Origin of the sequence: Franconibacter daqui (assembly GCF_014644275.1) — a bacterium.
In the GTDB taxonomy this organism is placed as follows: domain Bacteria; phylum Pseudomonadota; class Gammaproteobacteria; order Enterobacterales; family Enterobacteriaceae; genus Franconibacter; species Franconibacter pulveris.
This window is the reverse complement of record NZ_BMKJ01000001.1, coordinates 1,400,158-1,424,729: the sequence shown is the minus strand read 5'-3', so window position 1 is coordinate 1,424,729 and position 24,572 is coordinate 1,400,158. Positions and strand designations below refer to the sequence as shown.

General features: G+C 59.1%; 16 protein-coding genes and 1 pseudogene. 9 read left to right on the top strand and 8 right to left on the bottom strand.

The window, feature by feature from the left end:
* Positions 1 to 5: 5 nt before the first annotated feature.
* Positions 6 to 1,304, top strand: a complete 1,299-nt coding sequence (locus IEX01_RS06750; protein WP_188723510.1) for a PQQ-dependent sugar dehydrogenase — start codon at positions 6 to 8, stop codon at positions 1,302 to 1,304.
* Positions 1,305 to 1,446: 142 nt separating this feature from the next.
* Here the strand turns inward: IEX01_RS06750 and tyrP are convergent, their stop codons facing one another.
* The 5 genes from tyrP to IEX01_RS06725 form a co-directional block, all read right to left on the bottom strand.
* The gene (gene tyrP / locus IEX01_RS06745) at positions 1,447 to 2,658 is read right to left on the bottom strand and encodes a tyrosine transporter TyrP (RefSeq protein ID WP_188723509.1); all 1,212 of its coding nucleotides are present in this window, start codon (positions 2,656 to 2,658) and stop codon (positions 1,447 to 1,449) included.
* A 525-nt stretch (positions 2,659 to 3,183) separates the two neighbouring features.
* A complete protein-coding gene (locus IEX01_RS06740; protein WP_188723508.1) occupies positions 3,184 to 4,578 on the bottom strand; it encodes an alpha,alpha-trehalose-phosphate synthase (UDP-forming) in 1,395 nt (464 codons plus the stop codon).
* Between the two features lie 41 nt (positions 4,579 to 4,619).
* Positions 4,620 to 5,966: a glutamine synthetase family protein gene (locus IEX01_RS06735; RefSeq protein ID WP_188723736.1), complete on the bottom strand. Its 1,347-nt coding sequence runs from the start codon at positions 5,964 to 5,966 to the stop codon at positions 4,620 to 4,622.
* 260 nt (positions 5,967 to 6,226) lie between these two features.
* The gene (locus IEX01_RS06730) at positions 6,227 to 7,006 is read right to left on the bottom strand and encodes a hypothetical protein (protein WP_024555645.1); all 780 of its coding nucleotides are present in this window, start codon (positions 7,004 to 7,006) and stop codon (positions 6,227 to 6,229) included.
* A 1-nt stretch (position 7,007) separates the two neighbouring features.
* The gene (locus tag IEX01_RS06725; protein ID WP_024555644.1) at positions 7,008 to 7,205 is read right to left on the bottom strand and encodes a hypothetical protein; all 198 of its coding nucleotides are present in this window, start codon (positions 7,203 to 7,205) and stop codon (positions 7,008 to 7,010) included.
* A gap of 258 nt (positions 7,206 to 7,463) precedes the next feature.
* Between IEX01_RS06725 and IEX01_RS06720 the strand changes: the two genes are divergently transcribed.
* Together IEX01_RS06720 and IEX01_RS06715 are read left to right on the top strand one after the other, a co-directional pair.
* A complete protein-coding gene (locus IEX01_RS06720) occupies positions 7,464 to 8,540 on the top strand; it encodes a YncE family protein (RefSeq protein WP_188723507.1) in 1,077 nt (358 codons plus the stop codon).
* A gap of 66 nt (positions 8,541 to 8,606) precedes the next feature.
* Positions 8,607 to 10,793: a TonB-dependent receptor gene (locus tag IEX01_RS06715; protein ID WP_188723506.1), complete on the top strand. Its 2,187-nt coding sequence runs from the start codon at positions 8,607 to 8,609 to the stop codon at positions 10,791 to 10,793.
* Between the two features lie 83 nt (positions 10,794 to 10,876).
* Here the strand turns inward: IEX01_RS06715 and IEX01_RS06710 are convergent, their stop codons facing one another.
* From IEX01_RS06710 to IEX01_RS06700, 3 genes are read right to left on the bottom strand one after another with little or no spacing between them, the layout of a single operon-like run.
* Positions 10,877 to 12,313, bottom strand: a complete 1,437-nt coding sequence (locus tag IEX01_RS06710; protein ID WP_024561336.1) for an L-fucose/L-arabinose isomerase family protein — start codon at positions 12,311 to 12,313, stop codon at positions 10,877 to 10,879.
* Positions 12,314 to 12,352: 39 nt separating this feature from the next.
* Positions 12,353 to 13,306: a transketolase family protein gene (locus tag IEX01_RS06705; RefSeq protein WP_188723505.1), complete on the bottom strand. Its 954-nt coding sequence runs from the start codon at positions 13,304 to 13,306 to the stop codon at positions 12,353 to 12,355.
* Positions 13,299 to 14,129, bottom strand: coding sequence for a transketolase (locus IEX01_RS06700; protein WP_024561334.1), 831 nt, complete (start codon positions 14,127 to 14,129; stop codon positions 13,299 to 13,301). The genes IEX01_RS06705 and IEX01_RS06700 overlap by 8 nt, the downstream gene beginning before the upstream one ends.
* Before the next feature lie 344 nt (positions 14,130 to 14,473).
* Here IEX01_RS06700 and IEX01_RS06695 point away from each other — a divergent pair, with 344 nt between their 5' ends.
* From IEX01_RS06695 to IEX01_RS06670, 6 genes and pseudogenes are all read left to right on the top strand, one after another.
* Entirely contained in the window at positions 14,474 to 15,430 is a 957-nt protein-coding gene (locus tag IEX01_RS06695) for a sugar-binding transcriptional regulator (protein WP_024555638.1), read from the top strand.
* Between the two features lie 354 nt (positions 15,431 to 15,784).
* Positions 15,785 to 16,567 (top strand): annotated as a pseudogene (locus IEX01_RS06690) (PilZ domain-containing protein); the annotation flags it as partial.
* Positions 16,564 to 18,999: a cellulose biosynthesis cyclic di-GMP-binding regulatory protein BcsB gene (bcsB, locus tag IEX01_RS06685; RefSeq protein ID WP_188723504.1), complete on the top strand. Its 2,436-nt coding sequence runs from the start codon at positions 16,564 to 16,566 to the stop codon at positions 18,997 to 18,999. The pseudogene IEX01_RS06690 and the gene bcsB, both read left to right, overlap by 4 nt.
* Complete coding sequence (locus IEX01_RS06680; RefSeq protein ID WP_188723503.1) at positions 18,996 to 23,069, top strand: cellulose biosynthesis protein BcsC; 4,074 nt, start codon at positions 18,996 to 18,998, stop codon at positions 23,067 to 23,069. Before bcsB ends, IEX01_RS06680 begins: the two co-directional genes overlap by 4 nt.
* A gap of 2 nt (positions 23,070 to 23,071) precedes the next feature.
* Positions 23,072 to 23,551, top strand: a complete 480-nt coding sequence (bcsD, locus tag IEX01_RS06675; protein WP_024555627.1) for a cellulose biosynthesis protein BcsD — start codon at positions 23,072 to 23,074, stop codon at positions 23,549 to 23,551.
* An 8-nt stretch (positions 23,552 to 23,559) separates the two neighbouring features.
* Complete coding sequence (locus IEX01_RS06670; RefSeq protein ID WP_024560208.1) at positions 23,560 to 24,555, top strand: family 8 glycosyl hydrolase; 996 nt, start codon at positions 23,560 to 23,562, stop codon at positions 24,553 to 24,555.
* Positions 24,556 to 24,572 lie beyond the last annotated feature (17 nt).

Here is a 24,572-nt window from a genome sequence, read left to right as displayed (position 1 = left end):
CAACGATGAGAGCGTTAGCGATTGCTGTGTTGTCCGCGCTGCTTGTGACGGGCTGTAATGATGATTCCGCCATCGACCCGGCAAAGCAAATCGGCCCGAACCCGGCGCTGCCCGAGGCGAAGAACTTTCTGATGCCGCCGATGCAGGTGCCTGAAGGGGTGCCGTGGAAGGCGGGCGAAATGCCGAAAGTCGCCGAAGGGTTGAAAATTGAAAAAATCGCCGAGGGGCTGAAGCATCCGCGTCAGGTTTATGTGCTGCCAAATAATGATGTGCTGGTGGTGGAGGCCAACGCGCCGAAAGGCAAACCGGTGGGATTCCCGAAATCGCTTATCATGGGCATCGTGCAGAAGTCCTCCGGCAAAGGGGGCGAGGGCGGCGACAGCATTACGCTGCTGCGCCCGACGGCGGGCGGCTGGGAAAAACATCGCTTTCTTGAAAACCTGCATTCGCCTTTTGGCGTGCAGCTTATCGGCAACACGCTGTATGTGGCGAATGCCGACGGGCTAATGACGTTCCCTTATCAGACTGGCCAGACGCGCATTACCGCGCCCGGCGCGCTGCTGACGGAACTGCCCGGCGGGCCGATAAACCATCACTGGACGAAGTCGCTGCTGGCGAGCCCGGACGGCAGCAAGCTTTACGTGGGCGTCGGGTCGAACAGCAATATTACCGAAAACGGCATCGGCGCGGAGTACCGGCGCGCCGCGGTGCTGGAAGTGGACGCCGCCACCGGCGCAAGCCGGATTTACGCCAGCGGCCTGCGTAACCCAACCGGCCTGCAGTGGGAGCCGCAAAGCGGCAAGCTGTGGGCGATTGTCAACGAGCGTGATGAAATTGGCTCGGACCTGGTGCCCGATTACCTCACCTCCGTGCAGGAGCATGGCTTCTACGGCTGGCCGTGGAGCTATTTCGGCCAGCATGTCGACGAGCGCGTACAGCCGCCGCGTCCCGATATGGTTGAAAAAGCGATCAAGCCCGATTACGCAATCGGCTCTCACGTGGCGCCGCTGGGGCTCGCTTTTTCCGGCGCGAACGGCCTGCCGGGCTATGAAAACGGCGCTTTCATCAGCGAGCATGGCAGCTGGAACCGCAAGCCGCTTAACGGGTATCGGGTCATCTGGGTGGCGTTTCGCGACGGCATGCCGGTAGGGACGCCAAAGACGGTGGTCTCCGGTTTTCTCACCGATGACGAAAAAGAGGTTCGCGGTCTGCCGGTGGGGCTGGCGATGGACAGCCGCGGCGGATTGCTGATTGCGGATGACGCCGGAAATATCGTCTGGCGCGTGAGCGCGGCGGGCGGCTAAACCCGGTTTCGCCGCTAACGTCTGCCATAGAATAGACTGACCGGGGGAGGGGAGGGGCGTACGGCAGTCCCACAGGAAAAAACACCTGAGCGCCCGTGGCGGGCAAGCATAACGCTGCCCGCCGATGCGCTGCTTGTTCGGCTTAACCAACCTCGGGCAGCAGGCCCGCTGCCATCAGCGCCTGGATCGCGATGATGCCCACGCCGCACGCCACGACCAGCGCCAGCAACGGCTTACCCCCCGCGACTCGCCATGGCTGGCGCGGCGTTTGCTCGCGGCTTTTCCAGACCAGCAGCGCCGGGATAATCAGCGCCAGTATGGCGAGCGCGACCCCGGCGTAGCCGAGCGCCATCACAAACCCCTGCGGATAAAAGAGCGCGAACGCGAGCGGCGGGAGAAACGTAATCAGCCCGCTTTGCAGGCGGCCGCCCACTTTACGGCTGCGCTGGAACATGTCGCTCAGGTAATCAAACAGCCCGAGCGATACGCCAAGGAAAGAGGTCGCCAGCGCGAGATCGGCAAACAGATGCACCGCCAGCTCCACGTGCGGGGAGGCCACTACCTGACGCACCGCCTGTAACAGGCCGTTAAGCCCGGCGTGGTTCGCCAGCAGGTGGTTGAAGGTCGCGGAGTCGATGGCGCCAAGCGTTGCCAGTTGCCAGAAGAGATAGGCGACAAGCGGAATGGCGCTGCCGGTAATAAAGACCAGGCGCAGCTTGCGAATATCGCCGTTCAGATAGCTGACGATGCTCGGCACGCTGCCGTGAAAGCCAAAAGAGGTAAAAATCACGGGAATAGCGGAAAAGGCGAGGCCTTGCTCAAGCGGCATCGACAGCAAGTTCGCCTGGTGTACATGCGGCATCAACAGCGCCAGCATGACCAGCAGCAAAACGATCTTGGCGCTAAAAAGCAGACGGTTAAACAGGTCTACCATGGTGGTGCCGATACAGACTATTGCGCCAGCCACTACCGTGAAAAGCAGTACGCCTGTGGAAGGCGAGAGCGGAATAGCCAGCCAGTCGCTGAAGCTTGCCGCCAGCAGCTCGCCCGCGCCGCTGATATAGGCGGCGGTCAGGGCGTACATTAAAAACAGCATACTGAAGCCCGTCAGCCACTGTCCGGGCCGACCGAGATAGCGCCGCGCCAGCGAGCCAAGTCCCGTATCCGCCGGTACATGCTGATACACTTCCACCAGCAGCAGGGCGGTGTAACACATCAGCGCCCACATGCCTGTCAACAACAGCAAAGTGATACCCATTCCTACCCCGGCGCTGGCAAGCGGCATTGCCAGCATACCGGCGCCAATAGTGGTGCCCGCCACGATAAAAACACTGCCAAGAGTGCGATTCTTCACGCTTCCCTCTGAAACTACGCTCACAAAAAATAATGGCGCGAAGGGTAAGGGATTCACGTCCGGGCGTCAAACCGCAGTGACAAGTATTGTCACTCCAGCTTTACAGCTACAGACGGCGAACCAGCTGGAACAGGGAAGGGGAATGCGGTAATCTTTGCGGCGTTTACGCTTCGTTAAAATCACTACTTTCCCGATAAACCTACCGCTTCGTTAAATTAACCAACTTTCACATTGGCGGGATGTCACTTTTTTGCCCTCCGCATAATCCAGAGCGATCCAGCCTGTGCTTAAAGCCCGCCGTCTGCGCAGGGCAGGGATCGAAAAGGATCTTATTTGCCGCTTAAGCGGTTAAAAAGTAGCCCACCGGATCTGTTAGATAACAGCCCTGACTGTGGATAAAGTGTTGGTAAAAGCGCCTGTGGATAAACTGTGTTGAAAATTTGCGCTGAGCACGCGAGAACGAGAAAGGTGCAACCCCGACGTCGCCGCCAGGGTTGTTCAGAAAACGGTACAAACCCGGGGTCGTCAGTAACGGCCTGGTGGCGTGAAAAGACGCAACGGCGAGCGTAACAATCGCCCGGGGGTTTGCGCACGGTCATCGTTTAGCGCGCTGAGAAAGGCGTTAGCCCACCAGTGATGGTTGTAGTGGCAAACCTGCTGACGCAGCTGTTGATGGCGCCTTTTGCGTTCCGCCAGCGGCATGGAGAGCACGGAATGCAACGCGTCGCAAAGTTCGCCGGGGTCATAGGGATTAACGAGCAACGCTCCGCTAAGCTGTTCGGCGGCCCCGGTAAAGTGCGAAAGGATAAGCACGCCGGGGTCCGCCGGGTTTTGCGCCAGAATGTACTTTTTCGCCTCAAGCGACATCCCTTCGCAAAAGGGCGTAAACAACGCGACGCAGGATTGCGCGTAGAGCGTTTCCCGCCACGCCGGCGCCAGCGGCTCGTTATGCAAATAGTTGACCGGCGACCAGTTGAAATCGCCGTAGCCGCCGTTGAGTTCGCCGCAGAGCCGTTCAAGCTGCTGGCGCAAGCCTGGCGTGAAGCAGGGCGATTCCCTCGCCAGGTCGCAGACCTGAACCAGCGTAACGTCATGCAAATATTGCGGGTGCTGCTCCAGCAGCTGACGCAGCGCGGCAAGCCGCCAGGCGATGCCGCTGGCGTCGCTTATCACATCGGTGCTGACTATCCAGCGGGGTTTATGCTGGGGCGTCGGGACGGGCGGCGCTGACGAAGGCGCTACGCCGCAGGGGAAAACGCCTACCCGCAGCAGGTGGCCGTTTACGCGAAACAGCGTCTCCGTCACCTTTTCCGTGCGGTAACGGCGTGAAAGCCAGGTAATGAAATGGCTGGCGTCGTTACGGGACTGAAAACCCAACAGGTCGTAATAAAAGAGCGACTGCATCAGCCAGTCATGCTCCGGCAGGGCGCGAAAAATTTCGCCTGGGGGGAACGCATGGTGCAAAAAGAAGCCGCAGCGGTTTAAGTACCCTGCTTCCTTCAGATTCCTCGCTACCGCCATCAGATGATAGTCGTGCGCCCATACCCTATCGTCCGGGCAGAGGTGCTCCGCTATTCGTTCCGCCACCTTTTCGTTGTAGCTGCGGTAAGCCTGAAAGGCGCCGGGCTGATAAACCGCGAGATCGGGACGGTTGTGAAATACTGGCCACAGCTGCTTATGCACATAGCCGTGATAGTAATCGCCATATTCCTGGTCTGAAAGGCGCCAGTTAACCAACTCACAGTCAGCCAGCTCGCGCTGGCTGACGGCGTTTTGCTCATCTTTGCCTGTCTCGCCATTCCAGCCCAGCCACAGCGCTTTGTGCTGTTTCGCCACGCCATAGAGCGTTTCGGTTAACGGGCGGACGGGCGCCTTGTGCAACACGTCGCAATGGTTGCTCGCCATAATAAGTCGGGACATCATTTCTCCTGATGAGGATCTCGCGCCGCGCAGGCGACGGTTCAGAGCCGCCAGGCTTTTTCCGCCTCGGTGACTTCATGTTCAAAACGCGCCAGCGCTTCCCGCTTGCTGGTCAGCCACAGGCGGGCGAAATCGTCGCCCAGCTGTTCACGCAGCCAGGGCGAGAGCGCAAAAAGCATTAACGCGTGCGGCTGGTTGGTTGGCAGCGGCGGCGGGGCGGCGTCCGCAGGCGGTAGCCCGGGCGCCTTATCAAGCCCGTAGAGCATGGCCGCAAGCAGCGTGGCGACAACCAGATACGGGTTAGCGTCCGCGCCCGCGAGGCGGTATTCAAAACGCCGGGCTTTAGGAGATGAGCAGGGGACGCGTATCGCCGTGGCGCGATTGTTATACCCCCAGCCGGAAAAACGCGGCGTGGCGAGCATCGGGCGCAGGCGCCGCCAGGCGTTAACGTTGGGCGCGATAAGCGCCAGCGAAGCGGGCATCAGCGCCAGCACCCCGGCCATGGCGTGCAGCATGATTTCAGGTAACGCCTCCGGCGGCCCGGCGAAGAGGTTCTCACCCCGGGCGTTATTCATACTGATATGAAAATGCATGCCGCTGCCTGCTTTGTCGCTGTGGGGTTTGGCCATAAAAGTGGCGCTATGGTGGTGCGCTTGCGCAAGCTGGCGAATCAACCGTTTCATCGCCAGCACGTTATCGCAGGCGGCGAGGGGGTCATCGGTATGGCGAAAGTTAAGCTCATATTGCCCGCTTCCCGCCTCGGCCACGATGCCGGTCAACCCGCGGGCCTGTAACCCGGCATGACGTTCAATGTCGGCAAGCAGGGCGGCCACCGACGGCGCGCCGTCAATCTGGAAGAAAGGCCAGGCGTCTGCCGCCGTCTCTTCCGGCGTTTCGCTGAGATAAAACTCCATTTCAGGGGCGATGACCGGATAAAGCCCGCGCTGGTGAAACGTATTCAGCACCCGCTGGAGGATAACCCGCGGCTCCAGCGGGCAGGGCGCGCCATCCTGCTCGCGCATGCTCAGCTGTAACTGCGCGTAGCGTTTCGGGTCTTTCGCGCAGGGTTTTAAGGTGCCCGGCACCGGCAGACACAGGCGATCCGGCTCGATGGCGGAAAGGGCGTCATCGCCGGCTTGAACAATCTGGCCGTCAATCTCCGTGGCGTAGAGCGAAAGCGGGAAGTAGCACCCCTCCTCAAGAGATAACAGCGCCTCGACGCCGATTTTTTTGCCGCGCGGTCGGCCATGACAGTCGTACAGATAAATATCGATAAACTCCGTCTCAGGATGTTCGCGCAAATAGGTCATTGCCTCCTGTGCGAAAGTGACAGTGGGCGGCGCGTAGTTTTCCGCCAGCAGCCTTGAGTGAAACATCATGGAGAACATGGCGGGCTCCGGTGAAGAGAGGGTTTCGGCCGCGGCGGCAGCCGGTTTTCGAAAGCGGCCTCGCACGATTTTTGTCGTCATAGCAGGGTCTTTGAGTGATGCCTTTCGGCGGTAAAACTAGTCTGGCGTTTTCTCAGGCAGGTTGTTGTAAAAAAAGCATAAAAAGCGCGTTCTGGAATATAAACGCGATATAAACGCGGCGGGGAACGGGCGAAAAAAAAGCGGGCTCGCGTCGCATGCCCGCGTTAATAAAGGGAGGTCTAACGTTGCGGCGCCTTGTCTCTTTCATCACGCATGGCGAAAGAGAGCGTCTGGGACGGCTCAAAAAGCGACAGGCTTTCAATCTGGTCGAGCAGGATAACCTTACGGAAATCCAGCGCGGTGCGCGGTTTCGAGGTCAGCGTAATATTATGACGCTCATACCAGGCGCTGTAGTTATGCTCCACTCTTAAGTCCAGCGTCTGGTGGTCGCGGTAGCCGCTCAGCATCGGGATTAACACGATGTTGTTGGCGTCTTCGCGGTCAAACGTCGCGGTGTGGATCATCCCAATGTAAATGCGCTGCGATTTCATCGTCACCCACGCCAGTTCGCCTTGCTCCATACACTGATAGAGCAACCCTTCCACGCCGTTCGCCCGGGACAGATGCTTGTAAAGCTCCCGACGCCCGGCGCTGTCGAGCCTTGCGCTGCGCGCCCAGTTTGAGCGGTAAAGGCAAAACAGTATGGCGAAAGCGAGCATGATAACCACGGGCGCCTGGATACCAAGAAAGCTCCAGTTCATAAACGTCATGTGGTAACGATGATCTTCTGGGCCGAACCATTGCGGAAACTCGTTCATCGTCATTGACGTCAGCAGCAGCAGCAGCCAGAGAATGGCGGTGGCCAGAATACCCTGAAGCACGAAAATACAGCCGTTCAGCGCCACCAGAAAGTAAACGTCCCAGCCGGACGTGCGTTTAAACTGAAACCGGGTAGAAAGATCCCGGCTGGTGTACCAGTAGCCGCACACCATCAGTACCATAAAAATTGCTGTTCCCATCTCAGGCTCGCTTTAGCGCTTCAACATGGCGGGCAAAATCATCCTGCACCGCCTGACAATGAATATTCACCGACGCGTTGCCGTCTTCATCGATAAGAATACGATCGCCGTCATCGATAGAGTCTTGTATCTCCTCATGGCTAATGACCTGCAGCAGTTTTTCCGGGCTATTAAAAAGCGATAAAAAAAGTCGTTTCATCTTTTCCTCCGACCAAAAAGTATAGAGAGCCTGCATTAAGCAAGGGAATGGCCAGCCTGCTTTTTAAGAGATATCTCCGTCCGCCGGGCTTTTTCCCGCCTGTTTTTACGCTTTAAATAGTTAATGATTATGAGTATGATTCTCATTTGATGTGAAAAGCGGTTTCACTTCTGTTTTGTAGGGCGCTAACAACAACGAACGCCGCGCTGGCGGCGAATAAGGCACGCTGTGCCGCTATTTAAAAAGGAAAAAGCTGTTATGACCATGAAACCCTGCGCGCTCGCGCTGCTGGCGGCGTTCGCCCTTGGCGGCTGCGCGGCGCAAAAACCGGCTCAACCGCAGGCTGCCGCCGTTCCCGCCGCGCAGACAGCCCAAAAAACAGATTTACTCCAGCGTGAGCTGGCCTATGGCGTTTATGAGCTGGTGGAAAACCCGCAAGACCACGCGATTTACGTGGCGACGGCGCAATCTTTCAAAGAGGTGCAGGGCGGGGTTATCTACAAGCTGGACCCGAAAACGCTCAACACCCTTGGCGAATCGCATACCGATCTGAAAAACTTTGGCGCGGCGCAGGATGCTGAAGGCAAAACCCTGTTTGTTACTAACTCGCTCGATGGCGGCATCAGCGCTATCGATACCGCTAACGGCAAGGTCAAAGGCCGGCTGTTGTTCAGCGAGCGCAACGAGAAAGGCTTCCCCTACGGCGCGCGGGAAATCCTCTGGCGCGATGGGCTGCTTTATGTGGGCGGCGTGGGCGACCCGGCCGTTATCTGGGTAGTGGATGCTGAAACGCTGAAGCTGAAAGCGCGCATTAAAAACGCCGGCAAGTGGGTGACTGGCCTGCACTTCTCGCCCACCACAAACCGCCTTTATGCGGCAAACGGCGGCGGTGAAATACTCGTGATTAACCCGCGCACCAACCGCATCGAAAAACGCTGGAAGCCGCTTGGCGAAAAAGAAGCGCTGCTGCTGAATATGGCGGAAGACCCGGCAACCGGTCGCCTCTTCGTCACCGATAATTCCAAAGCGAAAACCACGCTGGTGCTGGATATCCGCACGGGCCATCTCATTAAACAACTCGATACCGGCGACTCGCTGGCGGTGAAATTCAACGCTAAGCGTAACGAGCTTTACCTTACCCAGCGCGAATCGGGCAAGCTATTGAGCCTCGACGCCACCACTTATGCGCTGAAGCAGAGCTGGGATTTGAAGCCGAACCCCAACAGCCTGCTGGTTTCCGCCGACGGCCAGACGCTTTACGTCACCGTCAAACAGCCGTTTAACAAAGACCACTCCACCAAAGGGCTGGACCGCATCGTTCGCATTTCGCTTTAAACCGTCATTTTTTCGGCCCGGCGACGGGCCTTTTTGCGCACTTTTACAGCAAGGTAAACACCAGAAATGAAACGCACACCGTTACGTAAAACGCTGCTGGCGCTGGCTATCGGCGCGGCAACCCAGGCGGCTTACGCCGCTGCCGTTACAAATGAAGCAAATAACCAGGAAGATACGGTCGTGGTGCAGGCCGCCCCAAAAAGCGATTTTAAACCGGGCGGCGATACCCCGGTGCCAGCTTATCTGGATGGGCAAGTCGCCCATGGCGGGCGTGTCGGGATGCTCGGCGAGCAGAACGCAATGGATGTGCCTTTCAACGTCATCAGCTATACCTCGAAACTGATTGAAGATCAGCAGGCGAAAACGATAGCCGACGTGGTGCGCAACGACGCCAGCGTGCAGAACGTGCAGGGCTTTGGCAACTTCCAGGAAACCTACCGCATTCGCGGTTTCCAGCTCAACGGCGATGACATCACAATTGGCGGCCTGGCGGGTGTGATTCCGCGCCAGGTGGTGGGGCTGTCGATGATCGACCGGGTGGAGGTCTTTAAAGGGGCGAACGCGCTGGTCAACGGCGCCGCGACATCCGGCGTGGGCGGCATGATCAACCTTGAGCCGAAGCATGCCGATGAGTTACCGCTCACCCGCGTTGGCGTGGATTACACCTCGTCATCCCAGGTGGGCGGCTCGCTCGACGCGGGGCGCCGCTTTGGCGATAACAACCAGTTCGGCGCGCGGGTTAATCTGGTTCACCGCGAAGGCGACACGGCCGTTCATGGCGAACATCGTCGCACCACCCAGGCGTCGCTGGGCCTGGATTACCGCGGCGACCGGTTGCGCACCTCGTTTGACGCAGGCTATCAGAAGCAGACGTTTCATGGCGGCCGGCTGGGCGTCAATGTGAGCGGCGTGAATTTTATCCCTGAGGTGCCGGACGCCACCCATAATTACAGCCAGCAGTGGGCCTATAGCGATATCGAAAGCGAATTCGGCCTGGCGCGCGCGGAATATGATCTCGTCGACGGCTGGACGGCTTACGCAGGCGTTGGCGGTCAACACTCCCATGAAATCGGCCTCTACGGCGTGCCGAAAATCACTAACGCTGATGGCGACGCCACCATCAGTCGTCTGGATACTAACCGGATCATTGATAACTTCAGCGGTATGGTGGGCGTGCGCGGCAACTTTGATACGGGGTTTGTCAGCCATAAGACGAATGTCGGTTACTCGGCGATGACGCACCGGGATAAAATCGCCTGGCGCTCTTCGAAAGTGAACCCGACTACCAACATTTATGATACCAACCCGGTAAGCGTGCCTGTTAACGCCTCTTTCGCCGGTGACTATGACGACCCGCTGACTACCGGCCGCACCCGCAGCCAGGGCTGGTTGTTGAGCGATACGCTCGGCGTGCTGGACGATACCGTTCAGCTCACCCTAGGCGCGCGTTATCAAAAAGTGGTGGTGCGCAGTTACGACAACAACACGGGCGCTGAAAAACAAGATTCGCGCTTTAACGAAGATCGCTGGATGCCGACCTACGGCATTGTGTATAAACCCTGGCAGGAAGTTTCGCTCTACGCTAACCATACCGAGGCGCTGCAGCCTGGCAGCAACGCACCGCAGGGCGCCGCAAACTATGGGCAGAGCACGGGCATCATCCATTCGAAACAAAACGAAGTCGGCGTGAAGGTCGATTTCGGCCGCGTTGGCGGGTCGCTGGCGTTGTTTGAAATCAAGCAGCCTTCCGCTTTTCAGGACAGCGTCACCAAAATCTATGCGCTGGATGGCGAACAGCGTAACCGGGGCGTTGAGTTCAACCTGTTCGGCGAGCCAGTGGCGGGCCTGCGCCTTAACGGCAGCGCCACCTGGCTTGATCCAACGCTGACCAAAACCAAAGACGGCCTGAACGACGGCAACGACGCAGTGGGCGTGCCGAACTTCATCGCAGCGCTGGGTGCGGAATATGACATCCAGCCAGTAGAAGGGTTAACGGCGACCGCCAACCTCAACCATAGCGGTTCGCAATATGTGAATGCCGCCAATACCAAAAAACTCGACAGCTTCACCACGCTCGACCTCGGCATGCGCTACACCATGCGCCTGAACCAGGATCAGAACAACATGGTCTGGCGCGTGGGGCTGGATAACGTGACTAACGAGAAGTACTGGTCGAATGTCGAGACCAACGGTTTTTACATCTATCAGGGCGAGCCGCGAACGCTGAAGGTGTCGATGAGCTACGACTTCTAATAAAAAAGCTCCCGTCTGCGGACGGGAGCAAAACGGCCTTACTGGTGGAGTCAAACGTCATGACGGCGGGCCGCGCTTGCGCGTTACCTGAAAAGCGTAGCCGGCTGGTGATAGTAGGTTGTGATGCCAAGATAGCGGGTGAAGGCTTCATGCAGCACTTGCGCCGTGGAGGAGTGGTTCATGGCCACGTGATGTTCAAAACCGTTATTACAGATCCACGCCAGTAAATTCTCCAGCTGCGGCACCTGAACCACCGCGCGGCAGCCCACTGTATCAAGCTCGTCGTCCACCGATTTCCCTTCGCCCACGTAGGCGCGTATCTCACCCGTTAAGTCGTCCGTGCTCAGGCGGAAGTAGGTCATCGGTCCGCTCTTCAGGCGACCATGCACCGCGCCGCAGGTGTTTTCTTTACCCACCGTGGTGCCAATGATATCCGCTGTGCCCATCGCCGGGCTTTCCAGGCTAGCGCTTGGGAAGTTTCCGCAGTGGAACAGCACGCATTTGTCGCGCTCCTCGCCGAAGTTATTGTTCCAGTCGGCAATAGAGGCGGGGTTGAGCGAGCAGCTCGCCAGCGCGTACATGGAGAGCGCGCCCATAACATCCACTTCGCAGGCGCTCGGCATCAGCTGGCCCGACATTACGCTCATAATGGAACAGACGTTAATGCCGAGGTTCTCCTGCAGTGAGGTCCAGCACTGGATTGCGGTGGTGTCGATATCATTGGCGATAACCCATTCGCTTATCACCACGAAAAGCTTCGCCATTGTGACCACTTTTTCCGCCGGGATGGCGCTGGCGTCGGCGTTATCCAGCAGCACGCGGCGCTTTTCTTCCACGCGGATATCGTCATCGCGCAATAGCTTCACGCGGGTGAACACTTCTGACAGATCCAGGGTTTCCACCGCCACGCCCATTCTCTCCAGCAGTTTTTCGCTGTAGCGCACGGTATTAAAACCGGCAGGGCGCGCGCCGATAGCGCCGACGCGAACGCCGCGCATGGCTGTCACCACCCGGCAGAGCTGCTCAAAACGCCGTAAATCGTTTTCAAACACGTCGCTGGTCAGAGCGCAGACGTGCTGGGTGGTGAGGGTAAAAGGAATGCCGTACTGACGAAGGTTATTGCACAGCGATATTTTGCCGCAGAAGCTATCGCGGCGGGTGGCAAGGCCCATTTTATCGAGGTTGTCTTCTTGCGCTTGCACCAGCACCGGGACATTTAACCCGGAAAGGCGAATGGCTTCCGCCACCGCTTTTTCATCGCCAAAGTTAGGCAGCAGCACCACAATGCCGTGAATACTGTCGCGATGCTGGCGAAAAAGCGCGGCGCACGTTTTCGCTTCCTGCCGGGTTTCCACGCCGCCAAGCTCGGTCTGGTTTTCATCCACCATCACCGTATTGATGCCCAGACGGTCGAAAAGCGTGATGGCCTGCTGGCGGGCTTCGGCCACCAGATAGCTCGGGAAAAAGCCCCGGTTGCCGATAATAATGCCCATGGTCAGTTGTTGTGGGATACGGGTCATAACAATGCTCCAGTAAGAGGGTTAGCTTTCTACTGCCTGTTATTCTTGTTCTGCTTTGGCGCACAGCTGTTCGGCATGACGCGCAACGCTTGCGGCATCGATTTCATGGCGCTTGCGCGTCGCCGCGCGGTCGGCGGCGATAGCATATTCGCCATCGGGGATGCCGAGCCGGCGCAGCGGAATCGCGCAGCCGGCTTCAGCTAACACTTCCGCCACCAGGCTGCCTACACCGCCGTTGATGTTGTGCTCTTCCACGCTTATCACCGCTTTGCTGCGCTTAAGCGCAGCCAGCAGCGTTTGCGTATCGCAGGGGCGTATTGACGGTACACTGATTACCGCAGCGCTAATACCTCTGTCCGCCAGGTGTGCGGCGGCATCGACAATTTCATGCACCGTAGAGCCCATCGCCACCAGGGCAATATCTTCGCCCTCACGCAGCACATCGATATTGCCCGGGACGAAGCGATAACTTTCGTCATGCAAAAACGGCAGCGCTTTACCATCAAGCCGGATGTAGACCGGTCCCTGGTGTTCCAGGGCGTAATCGATTATCTGGCGGCACTCCACCGGGCAGGAGGGGGCGTAAATTTCAATATTGCCGAAGCCGCGCATGATGGCGATGTCATCAATACTGTGATGGGTGCTGGCGAGCGGGCCGTAGCTGGCGCCCGCGTTCAGGCCGAACAGCTTCACGTTGGTGTTGTTGTAACAAACGTCAACTTTGATCTGCTCATTGGCGCGCGAAATTAAAAAGGGCGCGGCGTTGCAGGTGACGGCGATTTTGCCGCCAATGGCAAGCCCGGCCGCGGCGCCCACCAGCGTTTGCTCAGCGATGCCGACGTTGACCAGCCTGTCGGGGAATCGCTGAATAAAGGGCGAGATTTTGGCGGTGGAGGTGGAGTCCGCCACCACCGGCACCAGATCGACGCCGCGTTCGACGGCGTCGATAAAGGCGTTAACCATGACCGTTGCGAGATGTTCGCTGTTACTCATCTTTCAGTTCCTCCAGCGCCAGTTCCACTTCATCCTCTTTCGGCACGCGGTGATGCCACTCCGCGCGTCCCTGTATAAAGGAGACGCCCGCGCCCTTGGTGGTGTGCGCAATAACCACGTTAGGCTTGCCGTTCGGCTTCAGGTTTTCCAGGGTATCGACAACGTCCTGCATGCTGTTGCCGTTGCATTCGGTCACCGCCAGGCCGAAGGCGCGCCATTTGGCGTCCAGCGGGTCGGTGTTCATAATCTCTTTCGTCGGGCCGGCCAGCTGCAGGCTGTTTTTGTCGTTGATGATAATCAGGTTGTCGAGCTGATAATGGGCCGCGACCAGCGCCGCTTCCCAGTTGCTGCCTTCCGCCAGTTCGCCATCGCCAGTCACCACAAAGACGCGACGCGTGCTGTTGCTGCGTTTGGCAGCAAGCGCGATGCCGACCGCGACCGGCAGGCCATGGCCGAGTGCGCCGGTGTTAAGCTCAATGCCCGGGGTTTTGTGACGCACCGGGTGGCCCGGGAGGTGAGAATCAGCGTGCTGATACGTTGAAAGCCACTCGACAGGAATAAACCCGGCCTCCGCCAGCACGCAGTAGTAGCCGCCAACCGCGTGGCCTTTGGACTGGATATAAATATCCCGCTCGTCGCTCGCCATGTTCTGCGGCGCGCAGTTCAGGATGCGAAAGTAAAGGGCGGTGAGCAGCTCGACCTGCGAGAGGTCCGCGCCGGTATGTCCGCCAGCCGGGCTTTGCGCGTTCAGCACGATGATACGGCGACGAACCGCGCGGGCTTTCTTTTCAAGCTCAGCGACCGTGAGCATAAAAGGATTCATAACGGCACCTCGGGTGAATTCCTCGTGAATTTAAAATCCACCTTGAATATATATTCAGGTGGGGTGTAAAAGCGCGACGTCGTTCAGAGCTACCTTTAGACGCTTTTATTGGCTTCTCTAAAAAGGCGGGAGCTCTGTTTGCCTGTCAATGAATATATATTCATACATGATTTTATATTCATGAGGTAAAAATATGCCCCTCCGCCGTGTTTGTCCACCATCGTTAAGGCAATTTTGGGAAAAAGCGACCAGGCTCACATTCGGTTGGCGCAGCGGTAAAAGCGTGCCTTGTTATCTATTCAGTCATGAATAAAAATAACCAAAGACAAATCAAGGGGCACATTATGTCAAAGCAGGATGAGCAGCGTTTACTGGTCAAGATAGCCACGCTTTATTATATGGAGGGCAAGAAGCAGTCCGATATCGCGTCGCTGCTTCATCTCTCGCAATCTTTCGTCTCGCGCGCGCTCACTCGCTGTCAGAAAGAGGGGCTGGTCAAGATAACGGTCGTGCAGCCAGGCAATATTTTCGTTTCGCTGGAAAAGGCGCTTGAGCAGCAGTATGGCATTCGTCAGGCGATTGTGGTTGACGTGGGCGATAGCCCCAACAGCGCGCAAATCAAGCATGCTATCGGCAGTGCGGCCGCGCATTATGTGGAAACGCGCCTGCGGCCTGAAGATATTGTCGGCATCTCCTCCTGGAGCAGCACCATTCGCTGCATGGTGGATGAGATGCATCCGCAGAACATCCGCGCCCGCGGGGTCATTCAGCTGCTGGGCGGCGTAGGGCCGAACGGTAACGTGCAGGCGACTATCCTTACGCAACAGCTGGCGGCGCATCTTGATTGCCCGGCCTGGCTGCTGCCTTCCCAGAGTATCGAGCGCTCCGTGGAAGAGAAAAAACGCCTCCTTGAAAGCCCGGAAGTGGCTGACGCGGTGTCGCGTTTCGCGCAGGTGGACGTGGCGATTGTGGGGATAGGGGACCTGGAGCCTTCACAACTGCTGAAAAATTCCGGTAACTATTATGACGAAGAGATGCTGAAACTGCTGGCGAAGCGCGGCGCGGTAGGGGATATCTGCCTGCATTATTACGATGCGCAGGGCAAACCGGTGCTGAGCCGGGAAGAAGATCCGGTTATCGGCATGGAGTTGCAGCAGATCCGCGATTGTAAACATGTTATCGCGCTGGCTGGCGGCGAAGAGAAGCGCAACGCCATACACGGCGCGCTGGTGGGCAACTATATCGACGTGCTGATAACGGATTACCCGACGGCAAGAAGCCTGGTAAAAAGCGAAGCGTAAAACAGGGCGGATCGCGGTCCGCCTTTTTTATATCTACTTTAGTTACAACATACTTATTGTTTTTAAATTAACGCATGGTTAAACCTCAGCGCTAAACATCGCCTAACAGAGAAAAAAAAGCGCGGTGAAACCACTAGTGGCGCTTCGCCTGACATGTCGTCTGGCTTGTTAAGCGCGGCAGCAATCCGTTGCGCATAGGGCGTCAATAAAAGCGCAGTGAAAGCCGCCGTCTAACGAGCATGACCTTTTTTCCCCTGGAAGGCCGTTCGCCATTCAGGCCTGGGCGGCGTCAGTTTTGACCGTTACGCACCTTCGCGACGGCCGCCTGCCATTCTTGCCAGCGTTTCTGCAATCTACCGTTACAGCTTCTGGGGCGAAATTTACGACCTGGTGCTGGCGTTCCATATCGCGCTGCCGACTGCCGTGACGATGCTCTTTCCGAAGCGCGGCAAGTTCAACGTCACCGATAAAGGCGCGTTGCTCGATGTCGGCTATTTCGATTTTCGCGTGGTGCGCCCGCACCTGATTATCGCCATTCTGCTGGCCGCAGGGGTGGTCGCGGGGATTGTGCGTGCCTGCGCGCATGACTATTTCGGCGTCGACCCGTGGGTTATTGCCCTGAACGTGGGCTGGGGCATTTACTGCCTCATCTTCCTGCTGGGGGCGATTGCCGTTGCCAGAGAGACGCGTCAGGTGCGTAAAACCATCCGTATCGACGTGGAAATTCCGGTGTTGCTCCATTACGCCAGCGGCATCGTTTCGCGCACTACGACGCAGGATCTCTCCATGGGCGGTTGCCGCATCGCCGCGCCGGACGACCGTCACCTGAAGGATGAAATAGAAGAAGTGGAACTCTTGTTGCAATCCGAAGCCATCACTATTCCGGTGCAAACCGTAACGGCGGATGAAAACACCATCCGCCTGATGTTTGAAGAGATGCCGCTGGCGCGTCGTCGCGAACTGGTTCGCGTGGTGCTGGCGCGCGCCGACGCGTGGATTAACCCGCCGAAACCGCAGGATAACCCGTTCCGTTCACTGCTGACCATTCTGCGTAGCGTGTTCGAACTCTTCTGGCTTAGCTGGACACAGCGCCGTAAAAACCGTCGCCTGGCGGAGCAGGAGAATCGCGCAGCATGAAACGATTAACGCTTGCGATCCTCATCGGCTCCCTGTTTGTCGCGCCGCTGCGCGGCGAGGAGCCTGCAACCTCAGGAGCAGCACTGCCTTTTGACCTACCGGCGCCGACGCCCGAAGCGGCGGCGGCAGAAGCGACACCGCCTGCGCCGGATGCCGGGCAGACGACCGAACCGATGCCCGCCGCGCCGGAAGCGGTAACCGACACAGCGCCGCAAACGATGCCGGAGGCGAGCAGCTCGCCAGACGCCGCCGACGTGTCCGCCACCTCCACGGCGGGCGCGTTTGTGCCGTCTACCGTTTCCAGCATTACCGTGGCGCAGATGGGCCAGCCGCAGGGCGTGTCGCTGAGCGGCGGGCAATTACAGGGTGGCGTAACCTTCACGCTGCCCACCGATCAGGTCATCACTAACGCGCAGCTGGCGCTAAACCTTCGCGTGTCGCCCGCCATGGCGGCCCGTAACGCCACAATGCAGCTGATGCTGAACGGCCAGCCGCTTGGCACCGTGCCGCTGGGCGCAGCGCAGACGGATGTCTCGCACTTCCAGCTCGACGTGCCGGCGGCGCTGATGGTGTCGAACAACAATATCAGCTTTAAAATCATCGATGGCGACGCGCAGCTCTGCCAGCGGGATCTCACCGACAAATACCGCGTGACCATCCTGCCGGATTCGCGTTTCGACCTGGAAGGCCAGCAGCTTAATATCGGCGCCGATTTAAGCCATCTGCCGCGGCCTTTCTTCGACGATATGCAAATGACGCCCGCCTCGATTGAGTTCGCCTTTCCAGCGAAGCTTTCCACCGACAGCCTCAGCGCCGGCGCGCTGGTCGCCTCCTGGTTTGGCATTCAGGCGGACTACCGCGGCATTAACTTTAATGCGCTGCATGACCGTCTGCCTGAGAAAAACGGCATTCTGATAGGCCATCCCGGCGAGCAGATTGGCGGACTGAGCTTGCCGCAGGCAGACAAGCCGACGTTGCAGATTATCGATAACCCGGCGAACCCGGTTTATAAGCTGCTGTTGATTGTCGGCAAAGATGAAACCGCGCTGCGCAGCGCCGCGTGGCGGGTGACACGCGGCGGTTTCAACCCGCAAAGCGCAAGTGACGTTGTCACGCCAGGCGCCATTCCGGCGAGCCAGCCTTATGATGCGCCGCGCTGGATAACCACCGACCGCCCGGTAAAGCTCTCCGAGCTTATCCGTAAAGATCAGAGCCTGACCACCACTGGCATCTGGCATGAGCCGCTGCGCGTGGCATTTCGCGCCGCGCCCGATCTCTTTCTGTGGGATGGCGAAACCATTCCGCTGCGCATCAACTACCGTTTCCCTTCAGAGTCCTGGATTGATGAAGAGAACTCGTTTTTGAGCATGACGCTCAACAACACCTTTTTGCATAACCTGCCGGTTAACAAACAGGGGATTCTCGAACAGCTGTGGCACCGCCTGGGCGGCGACGCGCGCCAGGAGCATTACAATATGCCGCTTGAGCCGTACATGATTTACGGCGACAACCAGCTACAGCTCTATTTCAACATCAAGCCGAAAGAGAGCGCGCCGTGCAGCGTACTGCTTAACAACAACATCAAGAGCATGATTGACGACAGCTCGACGATAGATTTAAGCCACACGCGCCACTTTGCGCTGTTGCCCAATCTTTCCTATTTCGTCGGCGCCTCGTTCCCGTTCTCCCGTCTGGCGGACTATTCCGAGACCGTACTGCTGTTGCCGGAAAACCCGTCGGAAACGCAGATAGCAACCCTGCTTGATCTCGCAGCGCGTTCCGGCAACGCCACCGGTACGTCGCTCAACCACAACCGCGTCGTGCTGGGCGTGCCGGCAGGCGGGGCGGACCTGGAGGCGCTGCGCCATCGCGATGTGTTAGTGGTCAGCGGCCTGGAGCAGACGGCCTTCAACCGCACCGTGCTGAACGGTTCGCCGTTTGAGACGCAGGCGCAAAGCTTCGGCGTGCGTACGCCGACGACCTGGCAGAAGGCGCAGCGCTGGCTGCTGGGCGACTGGAACGCCGACGGCCTTGAGGCCGACCGCTATTTCTCTTCCAACGAAGCCTGGCGCGGCTTCGTCAGCTTCCGTTCCCCATGGAATGAAGATCGCCTGGTGGTGATGGCCATCGGCAGCAATGACGACCAGCTCTCACGGCTGCATGGCGACCTGGCATCGGCGCGCATTAACGCCGCCATTCGCGGCGACGCCGCGATTATCACCAATGAAAACGGGGTACGAAGTTTTCGCGTCGGCCCGCAGTTCCCGAGCGGCCAAATGCCGCCTCATATGATGATAGTCTGGTACGCCAACCAGCACTCCGGGCTGCTGGCCGCGCTGGGACTGGGCTTTGCGATTGTGGCGGGGCTTCTGTTGACCGCCATGATGAAACGGCGCGCAAGAAAACGCCTGTATCTGGATAATAAAAAATGAAAGCGCAGACAAAATTGACACTCAAGCAAGGCCGCCGCATATCGACCCTGTGCCTGACCGGGGCTATCGCACTTGGTGCGTCTTTCGCCGCGCAGGCCGCGCCCGCCAACGACGCCGCGCTGAAGGCGCTCTTTGACCAGGCGAATTACTGGCATGACAAATCCAACGATCAGCTGGCGATGAGCTCGCTGCAAAAAGTGCTGATGGTGGATCCGGACAACACGCAAGCGCTCTACCTGATGGCGCTCTGGTCGCAGCAGAGCGGCGATTTGAAAGCCTCCGCCAGCTGGCGCGCCCGCCTGGCGCAGGTTTCACCGGGCGATGCGAAACTTCAGTCGCTGGACAACGCCAAACAGCTAACGCAGGTGCCGCAGGGGCAACTTAACCTTGCCCGTCAGCAGGCGCGCAGCGGCAACGTGCCCGGCGCGCTCGCCACCTGGCGCAGCCTGTTTAACGGCGCTACGCCGCCTGCAAGTCTCGCCCCGGAATATTATCTGACGATGGCGGGCGACAAAACGCTCTACCCGCAGGCGATAAGCGAGCTTCGCAGCTTCGTGGCGCAAAATCCGCAGGATAACGGCGCCCGTGTGGCGCTGGGCAAGGCGCTGACCTGGCGTGAGGAGACGCGTCGCGAAGGCATTGAAATGCTGGAGCCGATGGCCGCCAGCAATAAAGAGGCGGACAGCGGCCTGCGTCAGGCGCTGCTCTGGCTCGGCCCGGCGGCCGGGGATGAGCATTACTATGAAACCTGGCTGCAGCGTCATCCGCAGGATAGCGAGGTTCAGGCTTATTACCGCAAAAATATCGGCGGCGCAGCGAAAGGCGAAGGCTACACCTCACTTAACAGCGGCAATCTGGAAAATGCGCGCCGTCAGTTTGAGCAGGTGTTACAGACCAACCCGGAAGATGCCGACGCGCTCGCGGGCATGGGGTATATCGCCCAGCGCAGCGGCGATTATCAGGCGGCGGCGCAGTACCTTAACCGCGCCGCCGCGCTGGGCGGCGACGCCTCTGCCGAACGCAAAGCGCAGGCGGAAGACGCCACTTTTTACAGCCAGCTGGCTCAGGCGCAGCAGGCGCTGAAAGCGGGCAACGTCAGCCAGGCGCTGGCGCTCTCCGCGCCGCTTGCGCAGGCGAGCGGCGAACGCGGTACGGCGGCGAAGCTCTTTCGCGCCGACGTGCTGCGCCATAACAAAGATTACGCGCAGGCCGAGCAGACGCTGCGTTCGGTACTGAACGACCAGCCGGATAACGCCGCGGCGCGGGAAAATCTCTATTACGTACTGCGCGAGCAGAATAAAACCGCTGACGCGCAGGCTGTACTGAGCACATTGCCGGCGAGCCTGCAGGCGCGTTTGCAGCCGCGAACCGTCACCGGACTGCCGGGCGACCCGATCCGCCGTCAGGCGCAGCAGGCGGCGGCAAACGGCAATACGGCGCAGGCGATCTCTCTTCTGCGTGACGGTGTCACGCGCTTGCCGAACGACCCATGGCTGCGTCTCGATCTGGCTCGTCTGTTGCAGAAAAACGGCAATGAGAGCGAAGCGTCCGCGGTGATGGCTCCGGCGTTTCGGACCGGGGCGAGCAACAGCGAGCTTTATTCCGCCGCGCTCTTCTCCAGCGAGAACGGCGGCTGGCAGCAGGCGCAGCAGTTGCTTTCCCGTATTCCGGCCGGCAGCCAGAACCGTGAGATGCGCGAACTGGCGCAGCGGGTGAATTACAACCTGCAAATGACCACCGCCGAGCGCTATCTGGCGCAGGGCAACAGCATCGCCGCCGCCAATACCTTAAAAGCGCTGGCCGCCGCGCCGCCGCAAAGCCCGGCGGACGCCGGCAAGCTTGCGCGTTTGCTGGCGCAGAGCGGCGATTTAACAGGCGCGGTCGCGGTGGTGCGTAACAACCAGCGGCTGGGAATTAAAGGCAATGCAGGCGATTACGCCGACCAGGTGGCGGTGCTCAACCAGGCGGGACTGACCAGCGAGGCGCAGACGCTGCTGGCGAACCCGGAAGTACAGGCGAGCAGCACGCCGACGCAGCTCGCGGGCTTGCGCAACGGCTATGTGATCAACGAAGCTGACCGTTTACGTGAGCAGGGCAACTACGCCGCCGCCTATGACAAGCTTATTCATGCGCTGCAAAACGATCCGCAAAACACCGACCTGATGTTCGCCATGGGCCGCCTCTATCAGAGCGGTAAAATGAACAAAGAAGCGGGCGTCGTTTATGACTACCTGATGACCCGCGACACGCCGGACCAGGCGGCGCGGGCAGGCGCTATCGACGTGGCGCTGGCGCAGGACGACGTAAACAAAGCGCGCTCGCTCGCCGCAGGCCTGCGAAACGACAATTCGCCGGAGAGATTGCTGTTGCTGGCGCGTCTTGAAGAGGCGCAGGGCAACCATCAGCAGGCGATGACCTATCTGCGCAGCGCGCGCGGCAGACTGCTTGGCTTACAGGAAGGCAGCGGCGGCACTCCGGTTGTGGGCGGCCTGCTGGCCTCCGACAACCCGTTTTTGAAAAACAGCCGCGGCGCGGAACGCACGGCCTCGCCGTCGCTCTATGGCCGCGCCATGCCGTGGCAGGTCGCGCCGACCACCGTCGATCCGGCCGGCTCGCTGCCGGGCACCTACCGTACTGATATGCCGGTGGATACGGCGCAAAACCGCACGCTGCGCCAGATTGACGAGATGATGCAAACGCTTGACGACCAGACCGGCGCCTGGCTGCAGGGCGGCGTGCAGGTGCGCGGGCGCGACGGCGAGTCGGGCCTCAGCAAACTTACCGAGGCGAAAGCGCCGCTCACCTGGTCCAGCTCGCCCTTTGGCGAGTCGCGTTTTGAGTTTACCGCCACGCCCATTACCCTTAGCGCAGGCAGCGCGGGGGGCGACGCCTGGCGTCGTTATGGCTCAAACCCGCTCTCGAACGGCGTAACAAGCCTTGCGACGACAATTGCTGGCCAGCAGAACGCCATCAAAACCGCAACGGCTACCATGACCGACGAACAGCGCGCTGCGTATTTCGCGGCGAACCCGGGAGCCTCGGAAATCGCCGCGCTTGATCTGACGAATGTCAATCTGAACGACTATAACCCCACCGGCGCCGCGGGTCTGGAAAACCTGGCCGCTTTTGCTGAAGGGTTGAGCCAGGATGCCAGAAACTACCTGATTGCCTCCGGCGTGAAGCCGAACGTCAACGATCCGGGCGATGTTTCCACCGATTCGCAGCGCGCCGACGGCGTGGAGCTCAACATGGCGCTGAGCGGCAAGGATTATAAGCTCGATATCGGCACCACGCCGCTGGGGCAGGATCTCAGCACGCTGGTCGGCGGGGTGAAATGGTCGCCGAAACTCACCGACTATTTGACGCTTATCCTTACCGGCGAGCGCCGCGCGCTCACCGACAGCCTGCTTTCTTATGTCGGGCTGAAAGACAGCTATTCCGGCAAAACCTGGGGGCGCGTGACCAAAAATGGCGGCAGCGTCATGCTGAGCTATGACGACGGCGACGCGGGCTTCTATGTGAGCGGCGGCGGCTACAGTTATCTGGGCGAAAACGTCGCCAGCAACACCAGCATGAACGCCAGCGCCGGCGTCTATCTGCGTCCTTATCATGACGATTACCGCGAGCTGAAAACCGGCCTGAACACCTCGTGGATGGACTACTCAAAGAACCTGAGCCATTTCACTTTCGGTCAGGGCGGCTATTTCAGCCCGCAGAATTACGTCAGCGTCTCCTTGCCGGTGGATTACACGCAGAAATTTGACAACTGGAAGCTGAGCCTTGGCGGTTCGGTGGGCTATCAGTCCTACACCCAGGACGGCAGCGACTACTTCCCGACGAAGTCTGACTGGCAGTCGACGCTGGAAGATTTCGCGCAGGCAGGCTTTACCAAAGAGGCGCACTATAAGAGCAGCTCGGAAAACGGCATTGGCTATACCTTCCGTGCGGCGGCGGATTATAACGTCAATAAACAGATGACCATTGGCGGCCAGGTAGGCTATGACACCTTTGGCGATTACAACGAAAGCACGGCAGGGCTTTACTTCCGTTATATGTTAGGGAACCACTGATTATGGCACTCGATACGAGCAATTCCGTCCTGATGGCGTATTTTCAGCAGCAGCAAACGCCGCCAGGCTGGTTTGATTTGCTGACCATCATGGTAGACGGCATGGTCACCAACGTGGGGGAAACGGAAAGCCAGCCTTTTCTGAAGCAGATGGGCGAAACCATGGCGGATCGTTTTCCGCTGCCCGTTTCGCAAACGGTGGGCGAACTGGAGGCGGCGATGAACGCGAAGCTCGCCGCTTTCGGCTGGGGCGTGGTGGATATCGCCGCAAACGACGACGGCATGCTGCTGCGCCACCAGGCGCTGCCGGTTTACCGCGACGCCGCCGGGCAAACCCGTTGGTGCAACGCCCTGTGCGCCATACTGGAAGGGCTTTACGGCCGCTGGCTCTATGCCCAGGGCGGCGAGGCGAAACTGGTGGTTAAACGCCATCGTCTCTTTTCCGTTTCGGATGTGCAGTTCCGTTATTTCAATCCACAGTGAGAACGCTCATGGTTAAACAGCTTTTCGCAGGGGCGGTGGTTATCGCCAGCCTGCTTTCCGCTCCGTTCGTCCACGCCTCCGTCGCCTGGGAGAGCTATAAAAGCCGCTTTCTGATGGCGGATGGCCGGGTGGTGGATACCGGCAATAAAAACGTCTCCCATACCGAGGGGCAGGGATACGCCATGCTGATGGCGGTGGCGAATGACGATCGCGCAAGTTTTGACAGCATGTGGCGGTGGACAGAAAAAACGTTAAAAGACAAAAAAACCGGTCTGTTTTACTGGCGCTACAACCCGGTCGCGCCCGACCCGGTGGCGGATAAGAACAACGCCTCCGACGGCGATGTGCTGATCGCCTGGGCCTTGCTCAAGGCGGACCAGCGCTGGCATGACCCGCGCTACAGCGCCGCTTCCGACGCCATCGCTAACGCCATCATTGAACATAACGTTGATAACTTCGCCGGTTATGTCGTAATGATGCCAGGCGCCAGCGGCTTTAATCACAACAGCTCCATGGTGCTTAACCCCTCCTATTTTATCTTTCCGGCATGGCAGGCCTTTTCCGACCGCAGCCATCTGGTTGTCTGGCGCAACCTGATGCGGGACGGGGAGAAACTGCTGGCGAAAATGGGCTGGGGCGAGTCCCGGCTGCCGACCGACTGGGTCGCGCTTGCCGCCGATGGCTCGGTGACGCCAGCGAAAGAGTGGGCGCCGCGCTCAAGCTACGATGCGATTCGCATTCCGCTGTATGTCAGCTGGTATAACCCGCAAAGCCCGCTGCTCACGCCGTGGCGCGCCTGGTGGCAGAAGTTTGACCGCAATCAGACGCCCGCCTGGGTGAACGTGACGACCAACGAACGCGCGCCTTACAACATGCAGGGCGGCCTGCTGGCGGTGCGGGATTTAGCCACCGGCCAGCCGCAGGGCGAGCCGCAAATCACCGACCAGGATGATTACTACTCCGCCAGCCTGAAAATGCTGGTCTGGCTGGCGCAGCAGCGCTGATTCGCCTGACTAAAAGG

Excerpts from the sequence above, each read along its gene's own strand:
- IEX01_RS06750 (WP_188723510.1), top strand. The coding sequence starts at position 6 with ATGAGAGCGTTAGCGATTGCTGTGTTGTCCGCGCTGCTTGTGACGGGC.
- bcsB (WP_188723504.1), top strand. The coding sequence starts at position 16,564 with ATGAAACGATTAACGCTTGCGATCCTCATCGGCTCCCTGTTTGTCGCG.
- IEX01_RS06670 (WP_024560208.1), top strand. The coding sequence starts at position 23,560 with ATGGTTAAACAGCTTTTCGCAGGGGCGGTGGTTATCGCCAGCCTGCTT.
- IEX01_RS06680 (WP_188723503.1), top strand. The coding sequence starts at position 18,996 with ATGAAAGCGCAGACAAAATTGACACTCAAGCAAGGCCGCCGCATATCG.
- IEX01_RS06695 (WP_024555638.1), top strand. The coding sequence starts at position 14,474 with ATGTCAAAGCAGGATGAGCAGCGTTTACTGGTCAAGATAGCCACGCTT.
- IEX01_RS06705 (WP_188723505.1), bottom strand. The coding sequence starts at position 13,306 with ATGAGTAACAGCGAACATCTCGCAACGGTCATGGTTAACGCCTTTATC.
- IEX01_RS06710 (WP_024561336.1), bottom strand. The coding sequence starts at position 12,313 with ATGACCCGTATCCCACAACAACTGACCATGGGCATTATTATCGGCAAC.
- IEX01_RS06720 (WP_188723507.1), top strand. The coding sequence starts at position 7,464 with ATGACCATGAAACCCTGCGCGCTCGCGCTGCTGGCGGCGTTCGCCCTT.
- IEX01_RS06735 (WP_188723736.1), bottom strand. The coding sequence starts at position 5,966 with ATGTTCTCCATGATGTTTCACTCAAGGCTGCTGGCGGAAAACTACGCG.
- IEX01_RS06730 (WP_024555645.1), bottom strand. The coding sequence starts at position 7,006 with ATGGGAACAGCAATTTTTATGGTACTGATGGTGTGCGGCTACTGGTAC.
- IEX01_RS06740 (WP_188723508.1), bottom strand. The coding sequence starts at position 4,578 with ATGTCCCGACTTATTATGGCGAGCAACCATTGCGACGTGTTGCACAAG.
- IEX01_RS06700 (WP_024561334.1), bottom strand. The coding sequence starts at position 14,129 with ATGAATCCTTTTATGCTCACGGTCGCTGAGCTTGAAAAGAAAGCCCGC.
- bcsD (WP_024555627.1), top strand. The coding sequence starts at position 23,072 with ATGGCACTCGATACGAGCAATTCCGTCCTGATGGCGTATTTTCAGCAG.
- IEX01_RS06725 (WP_024555644.1), bottom strand. The coding sequence starts at position 7,205 with ATGAAACGACTTTTTTTATCGCTTTTTAATAGCCCGGAAAAACTGCTG.
- IEX01_RS06715 (WP_188723506.1), top strand. The coding sequence starts at position 8,607 with ATGAAACGCACACCGTTACGTAAAACGCTGCTGGCGCTGGCTATCGGC.